This is a genomic window from Embleya sp. AB8 (assembly GCF_049739465.1).
Taxonomy (GTDB): Bacteria; Actinomycetota; Actinomycetes; order Streptomycetales; family Streptomycetaceae; genus Embleya.
Window position 1 is genome coordinate 376,445 of record NZ_JBMHHY010000001.1, and the last position, 18,244, is coordinate 394,688.

At 73.9% G+C, this 18,244-nt stretch carries 14 protein-coding genes; 8 read left to right on the top strand and 6 right to left on the bottom strand.

From position 1 onward, the window contains the following. Window positions 1-14 precede the first annotated feature (14 nt). Window positions 15-1,106, bottom strand: a complete 1,092-nt coding sequence (locus tag ABIA38_RS01585; protein WP_424636510.1) for a polyprenyl synthetase family protein — start codon at window positions 1,104-1,106, stop codon at window positions 15-17. 145 nt (window positions 1,107-1,251) lie between these two features. On the opposite strand from ABIA38_RS01585, the gene metF reads away from it, so the two are divergent. Together metF and ABIA38_RS01595 are read left to right on the top strand one after the other, a co-directional pair. Further along, window positions 1,252-2,193 (top strand): methylenetetrahydrofolate reductase [NAD(P)H], encoded by a 942-nt coding sequence (metF, locus tag ABIA38_RS01590; protein WP_424636511.1) that lies wholly within the window; start codon window positions 1,252-1,254, stop codon window positions 2,191-2,193. Window positions 2,194-2,263: 70 nt separating this feature from the next. Next, window positions 2,264-2,557, top strand: a complete 294-nt coding sequence (locus tag ABIA38_RS01595; protein WP_424636512.1) for a hypothetical protein — start codon at window positions 2,264-2,266, stop codon at window positions 2,555-2,557. 15 nt (window positions 2,558-2,572) lie between these two features. Here ABIA38_RS01595 and ABIA38_RS01600 read toward each other — a convergent pair whose 3' ends face one another. Together ABIA38_RS01600 and ABIA38_RS01605 are read right to left on the bottom strand one after the other, a co-directional pair. Beyond that, window positions 2,573-4,072, bottom strand: coding sequence for a phytoene desaturase family protein (locus ABIA38_RS01600; protein ID WP_424636513.1), 1,500 nt, complete (start codon window positions 4,070-4,072; stop codon window positions 2,573-2,575). A gap of 509 nt (window positions 4,073-4,581) precedes the next feature. Next, window positions 4,582-5,472 (bottom strand): 1-aminocyclopropane-1-carboxylate deaminase/D-cysteine desulfhydrase, encoded by an 891-nt coding sequence (locus ABIA38_RS01605; protein ID WP_424636514.1) that lies wholly within the window; start codon window positions 5,470-5,472, stop codon window positions 4,582-4,584. Between the two features lie 327 nt (window positions 5,473-5,799). Here ABIA38_RS01605 and ABIA38_RS01610 point away from each other — a divergent pair, with 327 nt between their 5' ends. The 6 genes from ABIA38_RS01610 (at window position 5,800) to ABIA38_RS01635 (ending at window position 12,999) form a co-directional block, all read left to right on the top strand. Then, complete coding sequence (locus ABIA38_RS01610) at window positions 5,800-6,087, top strand: DUF6504 family protein (RefSeq protein WP_424636515.1); 288 nt, start codon at window positions 5,800-5,802, stop codon at window positions 6,085-6,087. Between the two features lie 12 nt (window positions 6,088-6,099). Continuing rightward, window positions 6,100-6,609 carry an SAV_6107 family HEPN domain-containing protein gene (locus ABIA38_RS01615; protein ID WP_424636516.1) on the top strand — a complete coding sequence of 170 codons (510 nt, stop codon included), beginning with the start codon at window positions 6,100-6,102 and terminating at the stop codon, window positions 6,607-6,609. A gap of 32 nt (window positions 6,610-6,641) precedes the next feature. Then, window positions 6,642-10,109: a DNA polymerase III subunit alpha gene (locus ABIA38_RS01620; RefSeq protein WP_424636517.1), complete on the top strand. Its 3,468-nt coding sequence runs from the start codon at window positions 6,642-6,644 to the stop codon at window positions 10,107-10,109. Window positions 10,110-10,161: 52 nt separating this feature from the next. Continuing rightward, window positions 10,162-10,923 (top strand): methyltransferase, encoded by a 762-nt coding sequence (locus tag ABIA38_RS01625; RefSeq protein ID WP_424636518.1) that lies wholly within the window; start codon window positions 10,162-10,164, stop codon window positions 10,921-10,923. 186 nt (window positions 10,924-11,109) lie between these two features. Beyond that, window positions 11,110-12,333: a DNA polymerase IV gene (gene dinB, locus ABIA38_RS01630; protein WP_424636519.1), complete on the top strand. Its 1,224-nt coding sequence runs from the start codon at window positions 11,110-11,112 to the stop codon at window positions 12,331-12,333. Between the two features lie 270 nt (window positions 12,334-12,603). Further along, window positions 12,604-12,999 carry a DUF3040 domain-containing protein gene (locus tag ABIA38_RS01635; RefSeq protein WP_424636520.1) on the top strand — a complete coding sequence of 132 codons (396 nt, stop codon included), beginning with the start codon at window positions 12,604-12,606 and terminating at the stop codon, window positions 12,997-12,999. Window positions 13,000-13,189: 190 nt separating this feature from the next. Here the strand turns inward: ABIA38_RS01635 and ABIA38_RS01640 are convergent, their stop codons facing one another. Genes ABIA38_RS01640 through ABIA38_RS01650 form a run of 3 tightly spaced genes read right to left on the bottom strand, consistent with a single transcriptional unit; the run spans window position 13,190 to window position 18,187 of the window. After that, on the bottom strand, window positions 13,190-15,607 hold the full coding sequence (locus ABIA38_RS01640) for a transglutaminaseTgpA domain-containing protein (protein WP_424636521.1): 2,418 nt from the start codon (window positions 15,605-15,607) through the stop codon (window positions 13,190-13,192). Beyond that, complete coding sequence (locus ABIA38_RS01645) at window positions 15,604-17,004, bottom strand: DUF58 domain-containing protein (RefSeq protein ID WP_424636522.1); 1,401 nt, start codon at window positions 17,002-17,004, stop codon at window positions 15,604-15,606. The genes ABIA38_RS01640 and ABIA38_RS01645 overlap by 4 nt, the downstream gene beginning before the upstream one ends. A 1-nt stretch (window position 17,005) precedes the next feature. Continuing rightward, complete coding sequence (locus ABIA38_RS01650) at window positions 17,006-18,187, bottom strand: AAA family ATPase (protein WP_424636523.1); 1,182 nt, start codon at window positions 18,185-18,187, stop codon at window positions 17,006-17,008. Between the last annotated feature and the right edge of the window lie 57 nt (window positions 18,188-18,244).

The following is an 18,244-nucleotide window of genomic DNA, read 5'->3' on the forward strand; positions in this document are numbered from 1 at the left end:
CCGCCGGGCAGGTACTAAACGCTGCGCACCGTGGCGGCGTCGGCCAGCTCCCGCAGGACCTCGCGGGCGTCCTCGGCGATCGGCGCGTCGGCGAGGGCGGCCAGGGCCCGCTCGGTCAGCTCGGTGATCATCGTCTCGACGTCGGCGAGCGCGCCGGTGTCCTCGATCACCGTGCGCAGTTCCTTGACGCCGGTGTCGCTCAGCTCGGGGTCCCCGAGCAGCGCGCCCAACACCTCGGTCTGCGCGGCGCCGGCCCGCTCGCCGGCGAGGGCCAGCAGTACGGTCCGCTTGCCCTCGCGCAGGTCGTCCCCGGCCGGCTTCCCGGTCCGCTCGGGATCACCGAAGACACCGAGGACGTCGTCCCGCAGCTGGAACGCCTCACCCAGGGGCAACCCGTAGGCGGAATAGGCGGCCAGCGCGGCGGGATCGGCACCGGCCAGCGCGGCGCCCACGTGCAGGGGGCGTTCGATCGTGTACTTGGCGGACTTGAACCGCATCACGCGCCGTGACCGCGCCACCGAGCCGCCGCCCATCGCCTGCTCCAGCACGTCCAGGTACTGACCCGCCATCACCTCGGTGCGCATCACGTCGAACAGCGGCTTCGCCGCGCGCAGCGCCCGGTCGTCCACCCCGCTCGCCCCGAACATCTCGTCGCACCAGGACAGACACAGGTCGCCGAGCAGGATCGCCGCCGCCGAACCGAAGGACTCGCCCGAGCCGACCCAGCCGCTGTCCGCGTGCAGCCCCTCGAAGCGACGATGCACGGCCGGCTTGCCCCGCCGGGTGTCGCTGCTGTCCATCAGGTCGTCGTGGATCAGCGCGCTGGCCTGGAGCAGTTCGAGCGCGCCGGCCACCCGCACGATCGCCGCGTCCTGCGCCGCCGGACCGGCGATCCCGCGCCAGCCCCAGTAGCAGAAGCCGGGCCGCAGCCGCTTGCCGCCGTCGAGCACGAAGTCGGTCAGCGCCGCGGTGACCGGGACCATGCCCTCGCCCACCTCGGCGAGCACCTCGGCCTGCCGCTGCATGAACTCGCCCAGCGCGGCATTGACACGCTGCCGCAGGCCGTCCCGGTCCAAGGGGTGTACGGGGAAGGAATCGGCAGCCATGGAGTCTTCCGTCGAGGGCGAGGAGAAAGGACGAGGAAATACGGGGCAGCCTAACTTGCGCCCGGTCCGACATCCGGGGTAGCCCGGTCGTCTCGCCACGTGGAAAGCCGTGCTCGCCCGCGCCGCCGGCCGATAACCTGCGTACATGTCTCTCGGTGCCGCGGCCACTCGAATCAATCGAACCCCCGCCATTCGCGATCTCCTCGCGAACGGCACCCGGTCCTTCTCCTTCGAGTTCATGCCACCCAGGAACGAACAGGGCACCCGCACCCTGTGGGAGGCCATCCGTCGGGTCGAGGCCCTCGCGCCGACCTTCGTGTCGGTCACCTACGGTGCGGGCGGCTCCAGCCGGGGGCTGACCGTCGACACGACCGAGCGGATCGCCACCGAGACCACGCTCACCCCCGTGGGACACCTCACCGCGGTCGGCCACTCGCGCGCCGAGCTGCGCAACATCATCGGGCAGTACGCCAACGCCGGGGTGCGCAACGTGCTCGCGCTGCGCGGCGACCCGCCGGGCGACCCGAAGGGCGAGTGGGTGGCCCACCCGGAGGGCTTCAGCTACGCCATCGAACTGGTCGAACTGCTGCGCGCGTCCGGCGACTTCTGCGTGGGCATCGCCGCGTTCCCGGAGATGCACCCGCGCTCGACGAACTGGGACGAGGACATCCGGCACTTCGTGGCCAAGTGCCGCGCGGGCGCCGACTACGCGATCACCCAGATGTTCTTCGACGTCGAGGACTACCTGCGGCTGCGCGACCGGGTCGCGGCGGCCGGGTGCGACATCCCGATCATCCCCGAGGTGATGCCGGTCACCAGCCCGACCACGCTGGTCCGGGCGGACGAGCTGAGCGGCTGCTCGGTGCCCGCCGAACTGGCGGAGGCGGTCGAGGCGGTCAAGGAGGACCGGGCGGCGGTGCGCGCGGTCGGCGTGGCATACGCGACCCGGATGTCCGAGCGGCTGCTCGCCGAGGGCGCGCCGGGCCTGCACTTCATCACGCTCAACCGGTCGACGGCGACCACCGAGATCTACCAGAACCTGGGCCTGGGCGGAGAGTCGCACCCGGCGCCGGTCCAAGCGGGGTGAGCCGGTTCGCCCCCGGCGGCTCGTTGACCCTTTAGGGTGAGGCAACGAGCCGGTAACGGAGGGAACGACGGTGCAGTTCGGCCTGGTGGTGCTCTACGTCCTGTTCGTGCCGATCGGCCTGTGGTTGCTGACCGAGGTGTTGTGGCAGCACGGTGCACCGTTTCGCTACCGCGTACTCGCGTTCGTCGGCTTCGTCGGGGTGGCCACGGGCGTCGGGATCAAGAACCCGGTCGTGGTCGGCATCGGCGTGTTCTGCTTCGCGATCGGCCAGTTCCTGACCACACGCTACGTCCGCAAGGCCTACCACCACGGCTGGACGATCAGCGGCCGCCGCCCCAAGGGCCGCCGAGCCAAGGCCCGCTGAGCCCGCGGACAGCGCCTACGCGCGCCCGATCAGCTCCGCCACCAGGGCCGCCGACATGCCGACTCGGGTCAGGCCGCCGCCGGGGTGGGCGCTTGCGCCGACCGAGAACAGGCCCGGTACGGCGGAGCGGTTCGGCACTCGGCGCGGCGCGTTGCGCGGGCCGTCGGCGCCGGCCCCCGGCACCGCGCCGCCCGGCGCGCCGGTGTGCGCCGCCAGGTCGGCGGGGGTGCGCAGCTCGGACCACAGGACCCGATCGCGCACGTCCAGGCCGCGCCGGGCCAGCAGGTCGAGCACGGTCGCGGGACAGGTGTCCCGGAGCGCGGCCGAGGCCCAGTCCAGGACACCGTGCGGCGGCACCCGCAGCTGTACCGTCCACGCGCTGTGCCCCTCGGGGGCCAGCGTCGGGTCGTCCGGGGCCAGTACGCACAACGTCGGATCGGTCGGCGGTGACGGCCGGCGGGCGAACAGCGCGTCCGGCTCGTGGCCCGGGTCGTCCGCGAACAGGTAGGTGCGGTGCGGCATGCCCTCGGTACGCCCGCGCAGCGCCAGATGCAGTTCGAGCACCGCCGACGCGGCCGGCAGCCGACCCACCCCGCCGGCCCCGGACCCGGATCCGGCCTCGGCGAGCAGCCCGGCGGCGCGCGGATCGGTGGGCAGATTGGTGATCACGATGTCGGCGTCGAGCCGGCCCCCGTCGGCGAGCCGCACCCCGGACACCCGGCCGCCCGCCCGCTCGATCGTGGCCACCTCGGTGTCGGTGCGCACCTTCACCCTGCGCTGTACGCAGCGCGCGTGCAGCGCCTCGGTCATCCGGTGCAGGCCGCCGCGCACCCACCACACCCCGAAGGTCTCCTCCAGGTAGGGCAGCGTGGCCAGCGTCGCGGGCGCCTTGCCCGGATGGCAGCCCGCCTCGGCGGCGAAGCGCTCCAGGTGGGCGCGCAGCCGGGGATCGCCCAGGTGGGTCCGGCCGAGCGAGCGCAACGAGCGCCACGGCGCGGTGGTGCGCAGATCCGCCCGGCCGCCCGCGGCGCGCAGCCGCTCGGTGCGCTCGGCGGGTTCGGCCAGGAGCGGCGCCTCGAAGAACGTCTTGCGGGTGATTCCCCACATCTCGCCGGCCCGGTGCAGCAGCCGCTGCCAGTCCGCGCCCGCGCCCGCCCCGAAACCCGCCTCGAACGCGTCGTGGGTGCCGGAGCGGGAGGCGTTGGGGATGTCGATTACGGTGCGCGGGCCGCTCGCGGCGGCGAACGACTCCCGGGTGGGCGAGGCGATCGGGACCAGGTCCACGACGTCCTCGATCGCGGCGCCGGTCTTGAGGAACAGATCGCGGTAGACGGCCGGCAGGGTGAGCAGCCCGGGGCCGGTGGTGAAGGTGAAGCCGTCCCGGACGATCGAGCCGGACGATCCGCCGGTGGTGGCCGACCGTTCGCAGATCGTCACCTCGTGGCGCAGCGTGGCCAGCCGAGCGGCCACCGCCAATCCACCCATACCTGCGCCGACAACCACGATGCGAGCCACGTCGAGACAGCGTATATGCGGGTGCGGGGGACCAGGCCCGCCCCCCGGGCCTGGTCCCCCGCACCTTCCCGCGACCGCTCCCCACGGTCTACGGGCCCACCCCCCAGTGGGTCACGATTGGTAAGACTCACGACCCGCGCCCAGGGTTGTACGCGTGCGGAAGATTTATTTTTCCGTCGGCGATCCGGTTCGGAAGCCGTGATCAACGCGGAGATGAGCGCCGATACTCGGTCCGCTTTCTGAGTACCTGTACGGATGCCCGCCGGGGTCCCCGCCCGGCAGGGTGGTCGGCACGGGGAGAGCCCAGGGAGAGCCCGGCGGGAGCCTCGGGGGGAGCGCCGTTCGAGGGGGACGGCGCGGGCGGGTGGAACGACATCGGGACCGGCGGCACGGGGCGACGGTACGGATGGGGACGACGGCCGGCACGGGGCGGCGGGTCGTTCGAGGCGGTGGCTCGGTCGTGGGGACGGCGAGCCACCGCTTCTCGTATTCGGGGAACCGACGGACACTCAGCCGGTGATCACCGCGACCAGCCGGGTGCCCGGGGCGAACGTGCCGCGTTCGGCGAGGGCGAACAGGCCGAACAACATCTTGCCGACGTAGATCGGCTCCGGCGCGAAGTCGTGGCGGTGTGCGAAGTCGGCCAGGAAGGTGTCCAGTTCGGGACTGCGGCGGGCGTAGCCGCCGTGGTGGAAGTCGGTCGCCACGTGCCAGTTGTCGGTCGGCGCGCCATAGGTGCGGCGTTGCAGGTCGGCCACCTCGGCGGTGAGGAAGTCGCCCCGCAGCGCCGCGAAGCCGAGCGCGCGCCGCCCGGGCGACAGACCCGCGGCGAGGCCGGCCAGCGTGCCGCCGGTGCCCACCGCGACGCAGACCACGTCGAAGCCGTCGCCCGGCTCGTCGCCCGTCTCGTCGTCCAGTTCGGCGGGCAACTCCGCGCAACCACGCACGGCGGCTTCGTTGCTGCCGCCCTCCGGGAGGACGTATGCGGGCCCGTGCGCCGCGAGCAGCGCGTCGAGCACCGGCGCGGTGTGCTTGGCGCGGTAGGTCGCGCGGTCCACGAACACCAGCCGCATGCCGCGCTCGACCGCGAAGGCCAGTGACGGGTTGAGCGGCCGGTCGGCGAGCTCCTCGCCGCGCACCACGCCCACCGTGGCCAGCCCGAGCGCGTGCCCGGCCGCCGCGGTGGCGCGCAGGTGGTTCGAGTAGGCGCCGCCGAACGTCAACAACGTTCGTTGCCCCTGTTCGCGGGCCGCGACCAGGTTGTACTTCAGCTTGCGCCACTTGTTGCCCGGTACTTCCGGATGGATCAGATCGTCCCGTTTGAGCCACAGCCGCAGGTCGCGGGCGGTCAGTCGGGGATCGGACAGCTCGCGCAGCGGCGAGGGCAGGCGTGGGCGCACCCCGGCAGGGTCGCACGTCGGGCCGGTCCGCTGTCGGAGCCGCCTGTCACGGTGGTTGTGCGGGGGAGTACGGCGGGATCGGCCCCGAAACCGCCGGACTCGAACGTGTTCGAACATCGCTCGAACGCGCCGGTTCGCCCGGGACTGCGGCAATGACGTTGACGTGGGTGGGGGAGCGAGCTTTACTGGCAAACGGGGTCGAACTTTTGTTCGAAGAAGATGTTCGGGAGAAGTTCGACTCGAACGGCACGGGGCAACCGGATGGGCGGCCCGGGTCGGCGGTGCGTGGGGAAGCGCATCGCCGACCCCCGGCAGAGGAGGAGTGACGTGACGCGTCTGCACACCGACCCGGTGGAGGTGCTGCGCAGCGGTGGCGACCCCGCGCGGTTCCTGTGGCACGACCGGCTCTACGTGGTCCGGGAGGTGCTCGGCCACTGGGTCGAGACCGGCGAGTGGTGGCAACACGCGCGCTCGCGGGCCGCCGCGGTCGCGACGGGGGAGCGCGAGGTGTGGCGCGTGGAGGCCGGCGCCGGCCGCAGTGCGCCGCTGGGCGTATACGACCTCAGTCTCGATGCCGGCGCCGGGACCTGGACGCTGGCCCGGACCGCCGACTGAGGAGGTGATCGTGTGACCGCGAGTGCGAGTGCGACCGCGAGTTGGAACCAGTCCGCCTACCTACCCGAGCCGCCGCCGATCCGCCGGGCGCCGGTGCGCTGGTCGTCCGCGCCGCGCGGTGCGCTCGACCTGCTGGCCCAGGCCCGGCGCGGGCTCGCCGAGGCCACCGTCAACCGGGACGCCGCGGAGCGCTACGCCACCGCCCACCTGGCCGCACTGCGAGTGGCCGCGGCCGTGCTCGCCGCCCGGGCCCGGGCCGACGAGGAGCGCCCGGGCCGGCGCCGCCGGGCCCCGCGCAGCGCATGGGAGCTGCTGCCGAAGGTGGCCCCCGAACTGACCGAGTGGGCGGCCTTCTTCGCGTCCGGCGCCCGCAAGCGGGCCGCCGCCGAGGCGGGCCTGCCCGGCGCGGTCACCGGCCGCGAGGCGGACGACCTGATTCGCGACGTGGAGACCTTCTTCCGCCTGGTGGTGCGCCTGCTCGCGCTGCCCCCGATCCCGGCCCCACCCCCTCCCGCCGATTGAACCCTCCTACCGATCGAACCGAATGCACCACCATGAACCGACCGAGCCGCTCGAACCGCCCCTTCGCCCACCTGCACGTCGCGTCGGGGCACTCGATGCGCTACGGCGCCTCGCACGTGGGCACGCTGATCGAGCGGGCGGTCGAACACGGCCTGGACACCCTCGCGCTGACCGACCGGGACGGGGTCTACGGCGCCGTCGCATTCGCCCGCGGCTGCCTGGCGGCGGGCATCCGGCCGATCCTGGGCGCCGAACTCGCGGTGTTGCCCGTCGAACCGGCCGACCCCGCGCCGGACCGGACCCGGCGCACCCCCGCGCGCGGCGGCGCGTTCACCGACCCCGGGCATCCCCGGATCACCGTGCTGGCCCGGGGCAAGCCGGGCTGGGCCGCGCTGTGCCGGCTGATCAGCGACGCGCACCGGCGCGACCGGGCCAACCCGGTGACCACGTGGGACGCGCTCGCCGCCACCGGCGGTGCGCTGGTCGTGCTGGCCGGCCCCGACTCGGAGCTCGGCCGGGCGCTCGCCGCCGACCGGCCGACCCGGGCCGAGCGGCTGCTGCGCCGGGCCCGGGCCGCACTGCCCGCCGACACCCTCCACCTGGAGGCGGTGAGCCATCTGGCGCCGCCGGGGCGGGCCGCGTCCGCCGCCCACGCGGCCCGGACGCTGATCCTCGCCGACACCCACCACGTGCCCGTCGTACTCACCAACGCGGTGCGCTACGCCGACCGCGAGGACGCGGTGGTCGCCGACGTGCTCGACTCGGCCCGGCGCCTGGTCCCGCTCGGCCGACACCACCTGACCCGGACCGGCTCCGAGGCCTACCTCAAGCCCACCCTCGACATGGTCGCCGTCGCCGCCGAGATCACCCTCCTGGCCGGCCGGGGCACCGCCGCCGCGCTGCTGCGCGACACCCGGGCGCTGGCCGACGAACTGGTCCTGGACCCGGCCCGGGACCTGGGCATCGGCGGCGTGTTCTACCCCGAGCCGGAGGTGCTCGGGGTGCCCGCGAGCCGGGCCGGCGCCGAACTGCGCGCCCGCTGCGAGGCGGGTCTGGGCCGGCGCGGCATCGCCCCCACGACCGAGGCACTGGGCCGGCTGGACGACGAACTCGCGCTGATCGGCCGACTCGGGCTGCCGTCCTACTTCCTGACCGTGGCCGGCGTGGTCGATCTGATCCGGGAACTGGGCGTGCGTTGCGCGGCCCGCGGCTCCGGCGCGGGCAGCCTGGTCAACCATCTGCTCGGGATCTCCGGCGTCGACCCGCTGCGGCACGGCCTGCTGATGGAACGCTTCGTCTCGGACCGGCGCACCGCGCTGCCCGACATCGACGTCGACGTGGAATCGGCCCGCCGCACCGACGTCTACCGGCGGATCATGGAGGTCTTCGGCCCCGAGCGCTGCGCGTGTGTGTCGATGGCCGAGACCTATCGGGCCCGGCACGCGATCCGCGACGTCGGCGCGGCGCTCGGCCTGGCCGCCGCCGAGATCGACGAACTGGCCAAGGCGTTCCCGCACATCCGCGCCCGCGACCTCGGCTCGGCCCGGCGCGACCTGCCCGAACTGCGCGCCAACCGGCTCGCCCAGGACGGCGGCTTCGACGGCCTGTTCGCGCTCGCCGCCCGGCTCGACGGCCTGCCCCGACACCTGGCCCTGCACCCGTGCGGCGTACTGCTCTCCAACCCCACCCTGCTGGATCGCACCCCCGTGGAGATCTCCGCGCAGGGCTTCCCGATGAGCCAGTTCGACAAGGAGGACGTGGAACACCTCGGCCTGCTCAAGCTGGACGTGCTCGGCGTGCGGATGCAGTCCGCGATGGCCCACGCGGTGGCCGAGATCGCACGTGTCGACGGCGCCGCCCCCGACCTGGACGCGGTCCCGCACGACGATCCCGCGACCTTCGAGCTGATCCGGTCCAAGCGCACCCTGGGCTGCTTCCAGATCGAATCGCCCGGCCAGCGCGAGCTGATCGGCAAGTTCGCCCCGGAGACGTTCGAGGACATCATCGTGGACATCTCGCTGTTTCGGCCCGGCCCGGTCAAGAGCGACATGGTCACCCCGTTCCTGGCCGCCCGGCAGGGCCGGACCGAGCCCTACTACATCCACGAGAGCCTCCGGAAAACCCTCGCCGAGACCTGCGGTGTGGTGGTCTTCCACGAACAGGTGATCCGGATCATCCACATCGTCACCGGCTGCGACTTGGCCCGGGCCGACGTGGCCCGCCGTGCGCTGGGCAACCACGAACGCAAACCCGCGGTCCGGGACTGGCTCTACGAGCGGGCCGCGCGACGCGGCTACCGGCCGGCGGTGATCGACAAGATCTGGGATGTGCTGGAGGCCTTCGCCTCGTTCGGCTTCTGCAAGGCGCACGCCGCCGCCTTCGCGCTGCCCACCTACCAGTCCGCGTGGCTCAAGACGCACCACACCGCCGCGTTTTTGGCCGGGGTGCTCACCCACGACCCCGGGATGTACCCCAAACGACTGATCCTGGACGACGCGCGCCAGTTCGGCGTGCCGATCCTGGGCGTCGACGTCAATCGTTCGGACGACGTCTACCGGGTCGAACCCGCCGCCGACGGCACCCCCGGCATCCGGATCCCGCTGGCCGAGATCAAGGGCATCGGCGCCGACGAACTCGCCCACGTGCTCGCCCACCGCCCCTACGCCTCCCTGGTCGACTTCCGGGCCCGCGCCGGCGCGTCCCGCCCGACCACCGAACGGCTGATCACCGTCGGCGCGTTCGACGCCGTGCACCCGACCCCGACCACGCGCCGCGACCTGCTGCTCCACCTCGCCGACCTGGACCGGCTCGGCCGCGCCGGCCGCAGGCAGCGCGGCGCCGCCGAACTCGACCTGGGCCTGGCCCCGGACACCCCGCCGCCCACCGGGTTGCCCGAGTTCACCGACGCCGAACGCATCCGCGCCGAGCTGGACATCCTGGGCCTGGACGCCGGGCACCACGTGCTCGACTTCTACGCGCCGTTCCTGGCCGACCTGGGCATCACCCGCGCCCGCGACCTGCTGAATCGGCGCAACCGGGCCGAACTCCTGGTGGCCGGCGTCAAGGTGGCCACCCAGACCCCGCCGATCCGGACCGGCCGCCGGGTGATCTTCCTGACCCTGGACGACGCCACCGGACCGGTGGACACCACCTTCTTCGAGGACGCCCAGGACCCGTACGCGGCCACCCTGTTCCACTCCTGGCTGCTCGTGGTGCGCGGGGTGCTGCGCCGCACCGGACCGCGCGGCGTGTCGGTACGGGCCACCGGCTGCTGGGAGCTGGGCGCGCTGCACGACGCGTGGCGCACCGGCGGGGTCGAGGCGGTGCACGCGCTGATGGCCGGGTCGCGGCCCGGCACCCCCGCGCCCGCCGCCCGCCGGGTCCTGGTGCACGCGAGCGGCTTCAAGGTCTCCCCGTACGCCGACCTGCGCCCGGCCGGCGACCCCACCAAGCAGCCCCCGCGCAAGTTGTGGCACGCCAGTCCCGGGAGCGCGGGATGACTCTCCCCAACGCCCTAAGGTGGGACCCGACCGGTTCCGGAGGAGGGTGTTCGTGTCCGACCAGACGCGCAGGCGCAGCTCGATGCGTACCGCCGTCGTGTGGCAGGTGCTGCGCGAGGCGTTGGACCGACGGGCCGAGGCGGTCGGGCGGGACGTGCTCGACGTGCTCGACACCGGCGGCGGCACCGGCAACCTCGCCGTGCCCATCGCCCGACTCGGCCACCGGGTCACCGTGGTCGACCCCAGCCCGGACGCGCTCGCCGCGTTCGAACGCCGGGCCGCCGAGGCCGGCGTCACCGACCTGGTCCGCGCCTACCAGGGCGACACGCACGGCCTGTTCGACGTGGTCGAGCCGGACGCCGCCGACGTGGTGTTGTGCCACGGCGTGCTCGAGGTGGTGGACGACCCGACGGCCGACCTCGCGCACATCGTCCGCGCGCTGCGCGCCGGCGGCACGCTCAGCCTGCTCGCGGCCAACCGCACCGGCGCGGTGCTCGCGCGCGCCCTGGCCGGCCACTTCGACCAGGCCCGCGACCTGCTCGCCGACCCCGAGGGGCGCTACGGCCCGGCCGACCCGCTGCCGCGCCGGTTCACCGTCGCCGACCTCACCGCGCTGGTCGCCAAGGCCGGCCTCGAGGCGGGCCCCGTGCACGCCATCCGGGTCTTCGCCGACCTGGTCCCGGGTGTCCTGGTCGACGACCCGGCCTCCTTCGACGCCCTCCTGGACCTGGAGCGCGCCGCCGCCGAACAGCCCGAATACCGCGCCCTGGCCACCCAGTTGCACCTGCTCGCGAGCAAGCCGGCGGCGCGCTAGGGCGTTTTTGCCGGCCCCCGTCGGATCGGGCCGCGTCGTTTGCCGCCGTGCCTCGGCGGGCCGGGGAAGCGGCCTGGTGCCACCCGGCTGTTTCCCCGGTGCGGCGAGCGCGGCGAAGAGCCCGAAGGGCGGCGGAGCGCGGCGCGGCCCCGGCGGCGCCCACGCGGCCCGGACGGGCGGTGTCCGATGAGCAGCACACCGACGAGCACCGCACCGGCCGCGCCGCGCGCGATCATGCACGTCGACATGGACGCCTTCTACGCGTCCGTGGAGATCCGCCGCAACCCGGCGCTGCGCGACACCCCCCTCGTGGTGGCCGGCCACGGCCCGCGCGGGGTGGTGCTCTCCGCCACCTACGACGTGCGCGCCCTGGGCGTACACGCCGGCCAGGCCACCTCCCGGGCCCGCCGGCTCGCCCCGCACGCACTGTTCCTGGCGCCGGACCACGACGACTACGGGCGTGTCTCCGGCGGGGTGATGGCGGTGCTGCGCTCGATCACCCCGCGCGTGGAACCGCTGTCCCTGGACGAGGCGTTCCTGGACCTCGCGGGCGTCACCCGCCGACTGGGCCCGCCGGTCGAGGTCGGCGAACTCATCCGCGCCCGGGTCCGCGACGAACAGGGCATCACCTGCTCGGTGGGCATCGCCGACAACAAGTTCACCGCCAAACTGGCCGGCGCCCTGGCCAAGCCGGACGGCCTGCGGGTGGTCCGCCCCGAAGAGGTGGTGGACTTCCTGCACCCGCTCCCGGTGGACCGGCTGTGGGGCGTCGGCGAGCGGACCGGCACGCTGCTGACCGACCTGGGCCTGACCACCATCGGTGATGTCGCCCACACTTCGGTCGAGACCTTGAGCCGCGCGCTCGGCCCGGCGGCGGGTCGCGGGTTGTACGAACTCGCCTGGGGGCGGGACGAGCGGCCGGTGATCCCGTGGGAACCCGAACGCAGCATCGGCGCCGAGGAGACTTTCCCCACGGACGTGGACGACCCGGTGGTGATTAGGCGCACCCTGCTCGACCTCGCGCACCGCACCGCGACCCGGCTGCGCCGGGCGAAGGCGGCCGGGCGGACCGTCACGATCAAGATCCGATTCGCCGACTTCACCACGCTGACCCGGGCCCGGACCCTGCCCGAGCCCACCGACGTGGGCCACGAGATCTACGGCGTGGCCTGCCTGCTGCACGGCGCGCTGGGCCTGGAACGGGCCCGGCTGCGCCTGGTGGGCATCCGGGTGGAGGGCCTGGTGGGCGGCGCCCGGCCGCGCCAACTGGCGCTGGGCGAACGGGTTCTGGGCCGGCGCGACGTGGAGCGCGCGGCCGACGCGGTGCGCGGTCGATTCGGCGATTCGGCGCTCACCGCGGCCACCCTGCTCGGCCACCGATCCAGGTCCCGACCCCGCTCCGGACCCTGACCTCGGACCCGCCCGCCGACGAGTGTGACCCACCCGGCCCGGTGCCTCCGCACGAACTCCCCCCGGCCGCATATCATCGAAGCCCTGACCGGGGGACATGAGCGTGCGCCGGACAGGGCAGGAGTGTCGAAAGGGGCGGGAACCGACGTGGTGACCCATCATCGGGATTCGGGCGGCGAGCCCGTGCCGACGGTGGCTTTCACGACAGCGATTACCTGCCTATCCTGAAAGGGCCGCAAGGTCGCGTCGCGGCCGACGAAGGAGGACGCCGTGCCGCTCTCAGAGCACGAGCAGCGCATGCTTGAGCAGATGGAGCGAGCGCTCTACGCCGAAGATCCCAAATTCGCGACAGCGCTCGAAGCAGCCGGCATGCGCCGGCATACCCGGCGACGCACCGTTCAGGCGATCCTCGGATTCCTGCTCGGCGTCGTCCTGTTGATGACCGGCATGATGGTCCAACAGATCTGGGTCAGCGTGATCGGCTTTCTGGCGATGCTCGGCGGGGCGCTCCTCGCGGTCTCCGGTTGGCGCCGGGGATCGGCGACGGCCAATGCGGGCGAAGGCGGCGGCGCTCCCGGGCGCACCCGTACCCCTCGCCGGCGCAAGGCCAAGGTGATGAACCGCATCGAGGACCGTTGGCGCCGGCGGCGCGAAGAGAACGGCTGACCGTCCGGCGCGACGCACCGCGTCGGGACGGCCGAGGCGGTCGGGGCGACCCGGCCGACACCGGCTGGATGCGGGCGGCGGATCGACGTACCAACGCCGGTGGCGGTGACTTCCGAGGAGTTCGGGAGTCACCGCCACCGGCGTTTTTGTAGGTCGGGCCCGCTCGCCCGCCCCGGCGGACCGCCGCCGCTCAGTCGAGGTCGATCGGCTTCGCCTCCGGGCGCACCGGGCGTCGGCGCGGCAGCCGGATCCGTTGGGTGAGCGCGTACCAGCGCTCCGCCGGCGTGGGCCGGCCGCGGCGGCGCAACGACGGCGGCAACAACCGCGCGCGCAGCCGGCGACCCCGACCGGCCTGGGCGAGCAGGCCCTTGCGGACCGCCCGCACGTCCGCGCCCAGGCCCACCTCGCGCACCGGCGGGGTCGCCGCGTAGAGGAGCCGTTCGGTGGCCAGCGCGAGGCGGGGCAGTGCCTCGCGGGCCGCCCGTACCGCGTCGCCGACCTCGACCGGCTCGCCGTCCGGCGCGGTTTGCTCGGCCAGTACGGCGAGCAGGCGCTCGGCCGCCTGGCGCGGGGTCTCCGCGTCGGGCGCCGGATGGCCCAGGTCGCGGGCGGTGTCCAGGACCTCGGCCCAGCCGCCGAGCACCGGACCGGCGCGGTCCTGCGGATCGACGTCCGCGGCCGTGTCCCGGGTCAGCGCCACCAGTCGGCGGCGCCGGATCCGCACCCGGACCAGCATCGGCGCCACCACGAGCAGCACCACCACCACGATCGCGGCGCCGATCAGCAACACCCGGCCGGAGAGCTTCGGGCCGCTCGCGGAGCCGCCGGCGGTGGTCGGCGCGGTGCTCGTGGAGGCCGACGGCACGGCGCTCGACGAGGTCTGTGGTTGCTTGGTGGGCGCCTCGCCCGCGCTGCCGGCGGAGGCGGAGGGCTGCACCGGCGCCACGTCCTGCTGGGCGTAGGCGGGCGAGGTGCCGCGCGAGGGGGTCGGCTCGAACCGGATCCAGCCCGCGCCCGCGAAGTAGAGCTCGGGCCACGCGTGCGCGTCGTGGCTGCTGACCTTGTAGGTGAGGTCGGTCTGCAAAGTGCCGGGGATGAAGCCGACCGCGACCCGGGCGGGGATGCCCAGCGTGCGGGCCATCACCGCCATCGCGGAGGAGAACTGCTCGCAGTAACCGACCTTCTGCTCCAGGAAGTTCTCCAGGGCGGAGGCGCCGTTGCCCTGCGGGACCTTGGTGTCGTAGCGGAACTGGTTGGACCGGGCGAACCACTCCTCCAGGTTGCGGGCCCGGTCGTAGGCCGTGCCGTTGCCGCCGATTCGCAGCGCTTGTTGGCGGATCCGGTTGACCGCGTCCGGCTGGAGCCCCGCCACCGACACATACGGGGACAGTGCGGGCGGTGGCGGACCGGCGGCCTTGAGCTGGGCGGGGGTCGGCTGGACGTCGAGGCTGGTCACCGTCCAGCCGAGGCCGCGCACGGTCTGCTTGTTGTCGCCGAGCAGCAGCCGACCCTCCGGCTCGTAGCGCCAGTTGCCCTTCACCTGGACCTGCGCCGCGGGGAAGGGCATCGGCACCGAACCCTGGTCGAAGCCGTCGTTGGCCTCGACCCGGGTGACCACCTCGGTGGTCTTGACCGCCGGGTCCAGGCCCGGCGGCTTGGGGAAGTCCTTGGGCACGTCGGTCAGCGGGCGTTCGGAGGGCTGCCAGGTGTGACCGTCGAAGCGGTCGAGGGAGGAGATCCGCAGATACACCGAGCCGGGCATCAGCGCGTTGGTGCGGTAGCGCATCAGCTCGCGGTTGTCCGCCCGGTTCAGTTCGTCGGAGAGCTTGACCACCGGGTTGATCGTGGTCAGCCGATGCGACTGTGGTCCGCTGTCGTTCTTGTCCAGGAGCCGGTTGGCGCTCAGCGGGATCAGCGCCGGGACGGCGACGGCCACCGCGAGCGCGGTCAGTCCGATCCGGCCGCCGCCGCGCGCGGGTGGGCGGTATTGGCGCACCGGCGGATAGCCGGGCGGCGCCGGCGGGGCCAGCGGTCGGCCCCAGCGCAGCAGCCGTTCGCGGCCCTCGGCGAGCAGCAGCAGTACGTAGGCGAGTGCCGCGATCAGGAAGACCGCCCAGCCCAGGCCGGACTGGGACAGCGCGGCGGGGACGCTGTAGAGCGCGAGCAGCGGCAGTCCGGCCGGTGCGGCCTGGGCGTAGGTGACCGCGATCAGGTCCACCAGTACCGCGACGCCGCCCATCACGAGCAGCAGGATCGCGACGATCCCGGCCGAGGCCGGGGCCGGGGTGCTGAACTCGCGGATGTCCCGCCCGCCGACCCGCAGCAGGTCCACGAACGCGTTGATGCTGCTCGGGGTGGGGATCGGGCCGCTGGCGTCGGGGACGCAGACCAGGAGCAGGTAGGGGATCAGCGCGGCGAGTTGGGTCAGGCCCACGATCGGGCGCGGCACCCGGATCCGCCGGGCGCCCTCGCCGACCAGGGCGACCAGCAGGATCGCGCCCAGGCCCTGGGCGATCCAACTGCCCGCGTCGACCAGCGGGAGCAGTGAGGACGAGGTCAGTGCGGTCGCGAGACCCGCGACCAGGGCCAGGCGCAGCCGACCGGTCATGCCCTTCCCCCTTCATCGGTGCCGCCGCCGACCGTGGGCGCGGCCCGAGGGCGCGGCGGCGGGGTCGAGGTGCCGGTGTTCGATCCGGGGGCCGCCGGGGCGATCGTGGTCGAGGTGCCGGCGAAGGACATCGAGCCGCCGGCGGCGGGATCGCCGATCCGGCCGGCCGAGCGCCACAGGTCGGCCAGGCGCGAGCCGGCCCGGGCGGAGAGCACCCGCCAGCCGGCCTGGCGCAGCAGGCCCACCGCGGTGTCGTGCGGGAGGGCTCCGGGGATCCGGCCCCACGTGCTCACGTCCAGGACGACCGCGACGCCGCGGCCGGAGCGGTGTCGGGCCCGGCCCAGGCGTTTCACGTCGTCCTCGGTCAGCGCGCCGAGCACGGCCACGGTCAACCCGCCGCCGTTCGGGTCGCGCAGCGCGGGTTCGGCCCGGTCGAGCGCGGCCACCGGCACGGTCTCCACCACGGCCAGCGCGTCGAGCAGAAAACCCTCCAGGTCGCCGGGCGCGGCCCGGATCCCCTCCAGGTCCCCGGCCAGCGCGTCGCCCTCGGCGTCGAGGAGGCGGGTGGTGTAGCCGCGCCGGCACAGGTGCGCGCCGATCGACGCGGCGGCCGAGACGACCCATTCGAAGGACGAGGCCGGGCCGTCGCCGACGTGCGCGCCGATGCGGGTGTCGATCAGTACGGTGGCCCGGTTCTGCCAGTTCTGTTCCTCGCGGCGCACCATCAACTCGCCGCGGCGGGCGGTGGAGCGCCAGTGCACCCGGCGCACGTCGTCGCCGTGCCGGTACTCGCGCGGGACCACGTCCTCCTCGCCGGAGGCGGACACGTTGCGGGCGTGGCTGTCGCCGTAGCCGGTCCACTCGCCGCCCAGGTCCACCGCGGGCAGCGGGTGCACGGCCGGGGTGACCACGAGCGTGTCGCGCGCGGCGAAGGAACGGGTCAGCTCGCACATCCCGAACGGGTCGGCCATCCGCAGCCGCAGCGGCCCGACCGGGAAACGTCCGCGCAGATCCGAGCGGACCCGGTAGGACACATGCCGATTGCCGTGCGGTTCGATCCGGTCCAGCACGAATCGTGGTCGCGAGCCGAGTACGTAGGGCACGTGGTCCTCGAGCATCAGCAGGCCGGTGGGGATGCGCGAGACGTTGTCCACGCGCAGCCGCACCTGGGATTCGTGGCCGGCCGCGACCCGGGGCGGCTCCAGCGCCCGGGCGCTGGTGACCAGGTGCCGGGTGCGGGCCACGATCAGCACCGACACCAGCGGCAGCGCGGTGAGCAGGAAGCCCACCCGCAGCAGGTCGCGTTGGCCCAGGACCACCGCGCAGATGCTCGCCGCGATCCCCGCCGCGAGGAACGACCGTCCCCGCGTGGTCAGGCCGGACAGTGCGGTACGCACGTCAGCGCGCCGCCCCGGTGCCCGTGCCGCCGAAGCGGCCGTCGGACGGCACCGGCGCGTAGCCCTGGTGCGCGGTGGGGGCCTGGTTCGGATAGGGCCGGCCGCCGTTGTGGTGCGGGGCACCGCCCGGGTGGGGCAGGTGCGCGGGCGGGGCGGGCGGCACGGTCAGCGGTGCGCCGACCCGGCCGGGCGGCGGGACCTGACCGGTGGGGGTGCCCGGGGCGCCGGGGACCGGGACCTGGCGGACGATGTCGAGCACGATCTGCTCGGGGGTACGTCGGGCCATCTGCGCGTCGGCGGTGGGCAGCAGCCGGTGGGCGAGCACCGCGACGGCGAGCGTCTGCAGGTCGTCGGGCAGTACGTAGTCGCGGTTGTCCAGGGCCGCCGCCGCACGCGAGGCGCGGACCAGGTGCAGCGTGGCGCGCGGGGAGGCGCCCAGGCGCAGTTCGGGCGAGCGGCGGGTGGCGTTGACCAGGTCGACCGCGTAGCGCGCGACGGCCGGGGACACATGCACCCTGCGGACCGTGTCGGCGAGGCGGATCAGGTCCTCGGCGTCGGCTACCGGGGTCAGGTCGGCCAGCGGGGAGCCGGCCGAGTGCCCGCCGATCATCCGCAACTCGGCGTCCGCGGCGGGATAGCCCATCGAGACCCGGGCCATGAACCGGTCCCGCTGCGCCTCGGGGAGGGGATACGTTCCCTCCATCTCCACCGGGTTCTGCGTCGCGATCACCATGAACGGCGCCTGCAACTCGTAGGTGGTGCCGTCGACGGTGACCTGCCGCTCGGCCATGCACTCGAGCAGCGCGGACTGGGTCTTGGGCGAGGCGCGGTTGATCTCGTCGCCGACCACGATGTTGGCGAAGATCGCGCCGGGCTTGAACTCGAACTCGCGCTTCTCCTGGTCGAACACGCTGACCCCGGTGATGTCCGACGGCAGCAGGTCGGGGGTGAACTGCACCCGACGCATCCGGCAGTCCACCGAGCGGGCGAGTGCCTTCGCCAGCATCGTCTTGCCGACTCCCGGAACGTCCTCGACCAGCAGGTGGCCCTCGGCCAGCAGCACGGTCAAGGCGAGGCGGACGATCTCGGGCTTGCCCTCGATCACGGTCTCCATGGCCCCGCGGATCCGATCGGTGGTGACCGTCAGATCCCCCAGACCGGCCTGATCGTTGAACGTCGACACCCGTGCCCCTCCCTGGAACCGCGTTGTGCACGCCCTGGGTCAGGGCCACAGGCCGAT

Excerpts from the sequence above, each read along its gene's own strand:
- ABIA38_RS01585 (WP_424636510.1), bottom strand. The coding sequence starts at position 1,106 with ATGGCTGCCGATTCCTTCCCCGTACACCCCTTGGACCGGGACGGCCTG.
- metF (WP_424636511.1), top strand. The coding sequence starts at position 1,252 with ATGTCTCTCGGTGCCGCGGCCACTCGAATCAATCGAACCCCCGCCATT.
- ABIA38_RS01620 (WP_424636517.1), top strand. The coding sequence starts at position 6,642 with ATGAACCGACCGAGCCGCTCGAACCGCCCCTTCGCCCACCTGCACGTC.
- dinB (WP_424636519.1), top strand. The coding sequence starts at position 11,110 with ATGAGCAGCACACCGACGAGCACCGCACCGGCCGCGCCGCGCGCGATC.
- ABIA38_RS01640 (WP_424636521.1), bottom strand. The coding sequence starts at position 15,607 with ATGACCGGTCGGCTGCGCCTGGCCCTGGTCGCGGGTCTCGCGACCGCA.